Source organism: Streptosporangium sp. NPDC002607, assembly GCF_053592655.1.
Genome location: NZ_JBSFWD010000115.1, coordinates 1 through 10585, shown reverse-complemented (window position 1 = coordinate 10585; position 10585 = coordinate 1). Strand labels below are relative to the sequence as shown.

Below are 10585 nucleotides of genomic sequence, written 5' to 3'. Positions count from 1 at the left end.
CATACCCCAAGCCCTCCTCCGCCAGCTCCTCATACAACCCGTCCAGCTCGATCACGGACGCCCCGGCCGGCGGCCACACCGCCACATCGAACGGCTCGGCAGGCGAAGCACCCGTGCTGAGAACACCGGTCGCGTGCCGCACCCAGGGCTGGTCCGGCGCGTCAGCCGACCGGGCGTAGATCGCCAGGTTCCTGCGGCCTGTCTCGTCGGATGCGCTCACCACCACCTGGACGGCGACGGCATCGTCCGTACCGAGCACCAGCGGGGCGGCCAGGGTGAGTTCCTCCACCCGGTCGCAGCCGACCTGGTCCGCCGCCCGGATCGCCAGTTCCAGGAACCCGGTGCCGGCGAACAGCGCCGTACCGGCCACCACGTGATCACCCAGCCACGAATGCGACGCGAGCGACAAACGACCCGTCAACAACACCCCATCCGAGTCCGCCAGGCCCACCGCCGCACCTAGCAGCGGATGCCCCGTCGCCGCCTGCCCCAGCGCACGAGCATCGCCACCCTGCTTCGGGCCCGGCCAGAACCTCTGGTGCTGGAAGGCGTAGGTCGGCAGCTCCACCAGGCGCCCGCCCGAAAGCACCGCCCGCCAGTCCACCGCCACCCCGCGGACGAACAGCTCAGCCGCCGAGACCAGCACCCGGTCCATGCCGCCCTCGTCACGGCGCAAGGTCCCGGCGACCACCGCGGTGACCCCCGCCGCGTCCACCGCCTGCTCGATCCCCAGCATCAGCAGCGGATGCGGGCCGACCTCGACGAACGCCCGATACCGCTCCGCCAGCAACCGCTCGATGGCCGGCGCGAACTCCACCGTGCGCCGCACGTTCTCATACCAGTAGCCGGCGTCCAGCTCCGTGCCCTCCAGCCACCGCCCGGTCGCGGTCGACAGCATCGGCACCCGCGCCGCATGCGGCGCCACCTCCGCCAGATCCACCAGCAGATCGTCACGGAACCGCTCGACCTGCGGCGAATGCGCGGCGAAGTCCGCACCGGCCAACTGCCAGCGCATCACCCCATCGGCGGACAACCGCCGCTCCAGCACCCGCATCGCATCCGGATCACCGGCCACCGTCACCACCCGAGGCCCGTTGACCGCCGCGATCGAGATCCGATCCAGCAAGCCCTCGGCGACCAGGGCCGCGCGCACCTGCTCCACCGGCGCCATCACCGACAGCATCACCCCATGCCCGGACAGCCGTTCACCGATCAACCGGCTGCGCAACGCCACCACCCGGGCGCCGTCCTGCAACGACAGGCCACCCGCCACCACCGCCGCCGCGATCTCACCCTGCGAATGCCCCACCACCGCGTCCGGGCGAACCCCCAGCGACTCCCACACCGCCGCCAGCGACACCATCACCGCGAACGACACCGGCTGCACCACATCCACCCGATCCAGCCCCGGAGCACCCTCCACCTGCCGGACCACATCCAGCAACGACCACCCCGACCAGTCCACGAACGGCTCCAGCGCCGCCGCGCACTCGGCCATCCGCCCGGTGAACACCGCCGACTCCTCCAGCAGCGCGGCACCCATGCCCACCCACTGCGCCCCCTGGCCCGGGAACACCCACACCGACTTCCCATCGACGTCCGCCACACCCGCGACCACGCGCGTCGCCGACTCACCGGAAGCCACCGCGGCCAGCCCCGCCAGCAGCTCCTCATGACCGTCTCCGATGACCACGGCCCGATGCTCGAACACCGACCGCGACACCACCAGCGACGAGCCCACATCCACCGGGTCGAGATCACCGTGCGCCTCCAGGTGCGCACCCAGGCGACCCGCCTGATCGTGCAGCGCCTGACCGGTCTTGCCCGAGATCACCCACGGCACCACACCCGCTGTCGGCGCCACGTCCTCCACCCGCGGCTCGGCCTGCGGCGCCTCCGGACCCTGCTCCAAAATCATGTGCGCGTTCGTGCCGCTGACCCCGAACGACGACACACCCGCCCGGCGCAGCCAGCCCGTCTGCGGCCACTCCACCGCCTCGGTCAACAGCTCCACCGCACCCGAGGCCCAGTCCACATGCGACGACGGCGTATCAACATGCAACGTCTTCGGCACGATGCCGTGCCGCATCGCCATGATCATCTTGATCACACCCGCGACACCAGCCGCCGCCTGGGTGTGACCGAGGTTCGACTTGATCGAACCCAGCAGCAGCGGCCGATCCTCATCTCGCTCCTGGCCGTAGGTGGCCAGCAACGCCTGCGCCTCGATCGGGTCACCCAACGTCGTGCCCGTTCCATGCGCCTCGACCACGTCCACCTCGGCCGACGACAGCCCCGAAGCGGCCAGCGCCTGACGGATCACCCGCTGCTGCGAAGGACCGTTCGGCGCGGTCAACCCGTTCGACGCACCGTCCTGATTGATCGCCGAACCACGTAGGATCGCCAGGACCTGGTGACCGTTGCGCTGAGCGTCCGACAGCCGCTCCAGCACGAGCACGCCCACACCCTCAGACCAGGTCGTGCCGTCAGCGGTGTCGGCGAACGCCTTGCACCGGCCGTCCGACGACAGCCCACCCTGACCGCTGAAATCGACGAACACCAACGGCGACGCCATCACCGTCACGCCACCGGCCAAGGCCAGACTGCATTCACCCGATCGCAGGGCCTGCGCGGCCATGTGCATCGCCACCAGCGACGACGAGCAAGCGGTGTCCACCGTCACCGCCGGGCCCTCCAACCCCAACGCGTACGCGACGCGACCGGTGACGACGCTCCCAGCGCTGCCGTTGCTGACGAAGGTCATCGCCTCCGGCGGGAACTCGGCACTCGTCCCGTAGTCGTGGTAGAGCACCCCGGCGAACACGCCGGTACGGCTACCGCGCAGCGAGACCGGGTCGATCCCCGCTCGCTCGATCGCCTCCCAGGACGTCTCCAGCAGCAGCCGCTGCTGCGGGTCCATCGCCAGCGCCTCGCGCGGCGAGATGCCGAAGAACCCCGGGTCGAATTCGGCCGCGTCGAAGAGGAACCCGCCCTGGAAGTCCAGCTCGCCGCGCGTCTGCCAGCCTCGGTCCCGTGGCAGCGGGGAGATGGCGTCCTGGCCTCCGGCGACCAGCCGCCACAGGTCCTCCGGAGAGCTCACCCCGCCCGGATAGCGGCAGGCCATCGACACGATCGCGATCGGATCGTCCGCCACCGGCAGCACCGCCGACGGCACCCCCGCACGCACCTGCTCGCCCAGCAACTCCGCCAGCAGGAAGTCCGCCAGGACGGCCGGCGTCGGGTAGTCGAAGACCAGCGTCGCCGGCAGGTTCAAGCCGGTCGCGGCACGGAGCGCGTTACGGAATTCGACCGAGGTCAGCGAGTCGAACCCGAGATCCTTGAAGGCCCGCTCGGTCTCGATCGCATCCGCGTTGGGGTGCCGCAGCACTACGGCGACCTGCTCGCGGACCATGTCCCGCAGGACCTGCGACCGCTCGCCCGCCTCCAGCTCACGCAGCCGCGCCCGCAGGGCGGAAACGGCCGACTGCTCCTCTTCCCGGACGGTACGGCCCGCCTCGACCAGGCTCAGCACCTCCGGCAGATCGCCGAGCAGAGCGCTCTGCCGTACGGCGGTGAACGTCAGGGCGAACTGCTCCCAGGCGATATCCGCGACCGCCACGGTCGCGTCCCGGTGCGCGACCGCCCGCCACAGCGCGGTGACGGCCGCTCCCGGCCCCATCGCCCGCACGCCACGCCTGGACAGGTAGTCCTGTGCCCCGTCGGCGGCGGCCATGCCATCCCCGACCCATGGGCCCCAGGCGACCGAGGTCGCCACGACCCCGCGTGCCCGCCGCCGGTCGGCGAGAGCGTCAACAGAGGCGTTGGCGGCGGCGTAGGCGGCCTGGCCACCGCTGCCCCACACCGCGGCGATCGAGGAGAACAGCACGAAGAAGTCGAGCTCGCGGTCGCCCAGCAGCGCGTCGAGGTTCAGCGCGCCGACGACCTTCGCCCGCATCACCTCGGCCAGCTCGGCGGCGTCCAGCCCGTCCAGGTTGTTCGCCGGGCTGATGCCTGCGGCATGGACGACCCCGGTCAGCGGGTACTCAGCCGGGATGTCGGCCAGCACCGCCGCGAGTGCGTCCGCATCGGCCACGTCGCATGCCACGATGCTCACCCGGGCACCCAGCGCGGTCAGCTCGTCGCGCAGCTCGACCGCACCGCCTGCCGCCATGCCCCGCCTGCTGGTCAGTACGAGATGTTCGACGCCCTGGGCGGCCAGCCACCGGGCCACGTGAGCACCGAGCGCGCCGGTGCCACCGGTGATCAAGACCGTGCCGCGCGGTCGCAGCGTGGCGTCAGTGCCCCGGTAAGGGGCGTGAGCCAACCTGCGGCCGTAGACGCCGGTCGAGCGGATCGCCACCTGATCCTCGGAGCCGGGCACGGTGAGGACGCCCGCCAGCCAGGTCACCACCCGCTGGTCCAGCGTCTGGGGAAGGTCGATCAGGCCACCCCAGCGCTGGGGGTACTCCAGCGCGGCCACCCGGCCGAGGCCCCACACGCCCGCCTGAGCCGGGATCGGCGCCGTGTCGGACCGCCCGAGCGAGACCGCGCCCTTCGTGACACACCACAGTGGCGCCTCGACACCGGCATCGCCCAGTGCCTGCAGCAAGGTCATCGTCAGCGCCGAGCCGTCCGAGACACCCGGCTCCGTGGTCTCACCCAGCGCCAGCAGCGACACCACCCCGGCCGGCTCCGCGTCGGCGCCGAGGCGCTCGCGTACCTGCTCGGCGAGCGCGGCCCGGTCCTGGCCGGATACGTCCAGCCGTACGGCCGCCGCCCCGAACATCTGGACCACGGACTCCGACCAGGCATCGCCGGCCGGCTCCGCGGGCACCACGACCAGCCAGGTGCCCGGCACAACGGCGGCCGAGACGCTGGTCAGTGGCTTCCAGATGACCCGGTATCGCCAGGAGTCCGCGACGGACGTCTCGCGTCGGGCTCGTCGCCACGACGTCAGCGCCGGCAGCACCGCGCCGAGCGTCTCCTGCTCCACGTCCAGCCGCGCCGCGAGGGACTGGAGATCCTCACGCTCAATGGTGGCCCAGAACTCCGCGTCCACCGGATCCGCCATGGCGGCACCCCTGGCGGGGGCACCGGTCTCGGGCCAGAACCGCTGGTGCTCGAAGGCATAGGTGGGCAGGTCGACCCGGCGCCCGCGCGGCAGCACCGTCTGCCAGTTCACCGGCACGCCGTGCACGTGTAGACGGGCCAGCGCCTCGGTAACGGCCTGGTGCTCGTCCCGGTCCCCGCGCAGTACCGGCACCACTACCGTGTGCGACTCAGACGCCTCCGGCTCGGTCGCGATGGTGTCCTGGGCCATGGCGGTCAGCACGCCGTCCGGGCCGAGCTCCAGGTAGGCCCGGACGCCCTGGCCGTGCAGGGTGCGGATGCCGTCGGCGAAGCGGACCGCGCCGCGGACCTGCTCCACCCAGTAGTCCGGCGAGCACAGCTGCTCGGCCGTGGCCGCCTGCCCGGTCAGGGTGGACACGATCGGAATCCTCGGCGCACCGTAGGTGAGCCTGCTCGCCAGTGTGCGGAAGTCCTCCAGCATCGGCTCCATCAACGGCGAGTGGAACGCGTGCGACACCCGCAACCGTCGCGTCTTGATCCCGCATTCCTCCAGCACCGCGACGATCGCGAGCAGCGGCTCCTCGACTCCGGCGATCACCACCGAGGTGGGACCGTTCACGGCCGCGATCGACACCTGGTCTTCGCGTCCGGCCAGCAGCTCGGCGACCTGCTCCTCGGAGGTCTGCACCGCCACCATCGCCCCACCGGCCGGCAGCGCCTGCATCAACCGCGCCCGGCCCGCCACCAGCGCACACGCATCGCTTAGCGACAGCACCCCGGCCACATGCGCCGCGCTGATCTCCCCGATCGAGTGCCCGGCCAGTACTTCGGGCCGAATCCCCCACGAGGAGACCAGCCGGAACAGGGCGGTCTCCACCGCGAACAGGGCCGGCTGCGCCCACCCCGTCTGGTCCAGCAACCCGGCCTGGTCACCGCCCGGCTCGGCGAACAGCACCTCGCGCAGCGGTCCGTCAAGCATCGGGTCCAGCTCGGCGATCACCTCGTCCAACGCCTGCGCGAACACCGGGAACCGCTCGTACAGCTCCCGGCCCATCCCCACCCGCTGGCTGCCCTGACCGGTGAACAGCACCGCGAGCCTCGGCTCCGCTCCCGCCACGCCGCGCACCACACCCGCGCTCGGCCGGTTCTCGGCCAGGGCGTCCAGTCCGGCCAGCACCCCATCGCGATCGGCGGCCAGTACCACCGCCCGATGCTCGAACGCCGGACGGGTCGCGGCCAGCGAGAACGCGGTATCGGCCAGTGCCACCTCACCGCGGCCCTCCACATGCGAGGCCAGCCGCCCGGCCTGCGCCCGCAACGCCTCCGCCGTACGGGCCGACACCAACACCGGCAGCACGTCCGCGGCCGGCGCCTCGTCCCGCGGCACCGTTCCGGCCTCGATCCGCGGGGCCACCGGCCCCTGCTCCAGGATGACGTGGGCGTTGGTGCCGCTGATTCCGAACGACGAAACCCCGGCCCGGCGCGGATGGCCGGTCTCCGGCCACTCGGTCGCCTCGGTCAGCAGCTCCACCGCACCCGAGGACCAGTCCACATGCGAGGACGGCTCGTTCACGTGCAGTGTCCTGGGCAGCACTCCGTGCCGCATCGCCATGATCATCTTGATCACACCGGCCACACCGGCGGCCGCCTGAGTGTGACCGATGTTCGACTTGACGGCCCCCAGCAGCAGCGGCCGGTCGGTCTCACGGTTCTGCCCGTACGTGGCCAGCAGCGCCTGGGCCTCGATCGGGTCACCCAGCGTCGTCCCAGTGCCGTGCGCCTCCACCGCGTCCACCTCGGCCGGCGACAAGCCCGCGCCGGCCAGCGCCTGGCGGATCACCCGCTGCTGCGACGGACCGTTCGGCGCGGTCAGACCGTTGGACGCACCATCCTGGTTGATCGCCGAACCACGCACGATCGCCAGGACCTCGTGGCCGTTGCGGCGGGCGTCCGACAGCCGTTCCAGTACCAGCACGCCCAAGCCCTCGGACCAGCTGGTGCCGTCCGCGCCGTCGGAGAACGCCTTGCACCGGCCATCAGGCGCCAGCCCTCCTTGGGCGCTGAAGCCGATGAACCCGAGCGGGGTGGTCATCACCGTGACACCGCCGGCCAGCGCCAGGCCGCACTCGCCCGAGCGCAGCGCCTGCGCCGCCATGTGCATCGCGACCAGCGACGACGAGCAGGCGGTGTCCACCGTCACCGCCGGGCCCTCCAGGCCCAGGGTGTAGGACAGGCGACCCGACAGCACGCTGGCCGCCATGCCGGTGATGGCGTGACCCTGTACATCCGCCTGAGCGTTCATCACCAGGCTCGCGTAGTCCTGGCCGTTGGTGCCCACGAACACACCGGTGGAGCTGCCCTTCAGCGAGACCGGGTCGATGCCGGCCCGCTCGACCGCCTCCCACACCCCCTCCAGCAGCAGCCGCTGCTGCGGGTCCATCGCCAGCGCCTCACGCGGCGAGATCCCGAAGAATCCGGCGTCGAATCCGGCCACATCCGCCAGGAACCCACCCTGACCGGTCGCACTACCGCCCTGACCATTGGAGCCCCCCGCCGACAGCATCTCCAGATCCCAGCCCCGATCGGCGGGGAAGGGCGAGATCGCGTCCTCGCCCTCGGACAGCAACCGCCACAGCTCTTCCGGCGAGTTCACCCCACCGGGGAACCGGCAGCTCATCCCCACGATCACGATCGGATCGTCCGCCACCGACGCTCTCGGTCCGGCCACCCTGCCCGACGCCACCGCCAGGTCCTGCCGGCCCAGCAGCTCCGACACCAGGAACCGCGCCAGCACGATCGGCGTCGGGTAGTCGAACACCAGCGTCGCCGGCAGCCGCAGCCCGGTGACGCCGTTGAGCCGGTTACGCAGCTCAACGGCGGTGAGGGAGTCGAAGCCGAGCTCGCGGAACTCGCGTCCGGGTTGGACGGCCTCTCCCGAGGCATGCCCCAGTACCGCCGCCGCCTGGGCGCGCACCAGGTCCACCACCAGCCGCACCTGCTCGGCCTCACCCAGCCCCGCCAGCCGCCGTACCAGCTCCGCGTCCCCGCCCACGGGGACGGAGACCGCCGACCGGCGGCCAGCGCGCACCAGGCCGCGCATCAGGTGCGGCACCTCGGGGAACGTGCGCAGCACCGACAGCTCCAGCCGCGCGGCCACCAGCGCCGCGTGCTCCGACGCGGCAGCCAGCTCGAACATCGCGAGCCCCTGCTCGGCCGACAGCGCCGGCATCCCCGCCCGCGCCATCCGCTGCAGATCTATCGTCCCCAGCCCGCCGGTCATCCCGGTCTCCTGCGCCCACAAGCCCCAGGCCAGCGACGATCCAGACAGCCCTTCGGCCCGGCGTAGCTGAACCAGCGCGTCGAGGAACGCGTTCGCCGCCGCGTAGTTGCCCTGCCCGGCGTTGCCCGTCACCCCCGCCATGGAGGAGAACAGCACGAACGCCGCGAGGTCCAGGTCCCTGGTGAGCTCGTGCAGGTGCCAGGCCGCGTCCGCCTTCGGACGCAGCACCGTCTCCAGCCGCTCGGGCGTCAGCGACGGAATCGTGCCGTCGGCCAGCACACCGGCGGTGTGGATGACCGCGGTCAGCGGATGCTCGTCGTCCACCTGTGCCAGCAGGGCCGCCACCGCGTCCCGGTCGGCCATGTCGCAGGCGGCGATCGTTACCTCGACACCGTGTGCGATCAGCTCGGCCTGCAGCTCCACCGCGCCCGGAGCCTCCAGGCCCCGGCGGCTGGTCAGCAGCAGATGCCGCATACCCCGCTCGGCCACCACATGCCGCGCGAACAGCGCGCCCAGACCACCGGTGCCACCGGTGATCAACACCGTGCCCTCCGGATCCCAGGCACCGGGGTTGTCACCGGAGACATCCGCCCCGACATCACCGGGCAGCACCCGCGCCAGACGCGGAACCCACACCTCCCCCTCGCGTACCGCCACCTGCGGCTCGCCCGAGGCCAGCACCCCGAGCAGTGCGTCGAGCAGGACCGGCCGCGAGGACTCCTGATCATCCACGTCGACCAGCACGAACCGGCCCGGGTTCTCCGACTGGGCGCTACGGACAAGACCCCACACCGCCGCCGTGACCGGGTCCGGTGCCGCCTCACCCTGTGCACCCTGCGCGCCGGCACCGGTCACGACCGCATCCCGGGTGAGAACCACCATCCGGGAGTCGCTGAAGCGTTCATCGGCCAGCCACCGCTGCAGCAGGTCCAGAACGCAGGCGGTCAGTTCATGCGCCGATTCCACCACCCCGGCCGCCGGGTCGGAGACCGCCTCCGTCACCACCACTGCCGGGACCGGACCCGCCTCAACCAGCGACGCCAGATCCGCGTGCACCGGCGGCAAAGCGCCACCCGAACCCCCGGCCGCGTCGTCATTGGACGCCCGCAACGCCGCCGCGACACCCAGCGTGTCCAGGCCAAGCAGCGCCACCGGTACCTGACCGGCTTCCGGCAGGCCGCCTGCCACGGCCCATTCCACCCGGAACAGCGTGTCTCGCCCGGCCCCGTGACCATCGGAGACCCCCAGCTGCTCGGCCGAGACCGACCGCAGCACCACCGACCGCGCCGACACCACCGGCGCACCCGTCACATCCACCGCGCTCAGCGACACCGCATCGCCGCCCACCCTGGCCAGCCGCACCCGCAACACCGACGCCCCGGCCGCGTGCAGGCACACCTCACCCCAGGAGAACGGCAACCGGCTCCCCTCCACCGGCTCCAGCCCGGCGAAGGTCACCGCGTGCAACGCCGCGTCCAGTAGCGCCGGGTGCAACCCGAACGAACCGGCCCCGCTGACCTGTTCCGGCAAACTCAGCTCGGCGAAGACTTCACCGTCAGCGCCCCGCCAGGCTGCCCGCAGCCCCTGGAACGCCGGGCCATAGGCGAACCCCTCCTCGGCCAGATCGTCGTACAGCCCCTCCAGCTCGATGGCGGTCGCGCCGGCCGGCGGCCACACCGCCGCATCGAACGGCACGGCTTCCGGAGCACCGGCCGCGAGCGTACCGGTCGCGTACCGTACCCAGGGCACCTCATCGGCCGCGTCCGCCGGGCGGGCATACACGTTCACCGGCCGGTGGCCCGTCTCCTGGGCGGCGCCCACCCACACCTGCACCGCAACCGCGTCACCCTCGCCCAGCACCAGGGGCGCGTCCAGGGTCAGCTCCTCCACCAGCTCACAGCCGACCTGGTCACCGGCCCGCACGGCCAGCTCCACGAACGCCGCGCCCGGCACCAGCACCGAACCCGCCACCACGTAATCGGCCAGCCACGGCTGCGACCGCAGCGACAGCCGTCCGGTCAGCACCACCCCATCGGAGTTGGCCAGCGGCATCGCCGCGCCCAGCAACGGATGATCCGTCGCGGCCAGCCCCAGCACCCGAGCATCCCCACTCTGCCGCGCGTTCGGCCAGAACCGCTGATGCTGGAAGGCGTAGGTGGGCAGGTCGACGCGGCGAGCACCCGGGAAGAGGGCCTGCCAGTCGACCTGCACGCCGCGGACGAACAGCTCGGCCGC

General features: G+C 72.0%; 1 protein-coding gene. It reads right to left on the bottom strand.

Annotated features, from left to right (window positions below; genetic code table 11):
- A partial coding sequence (locus tag ACWD3H_RS46850) for a type I polyketide synthase (RefSeq protein WP_451959686.1) occupies positions 1 to 10585 on the bottom strand: 10585 nt, incomplete at both ends.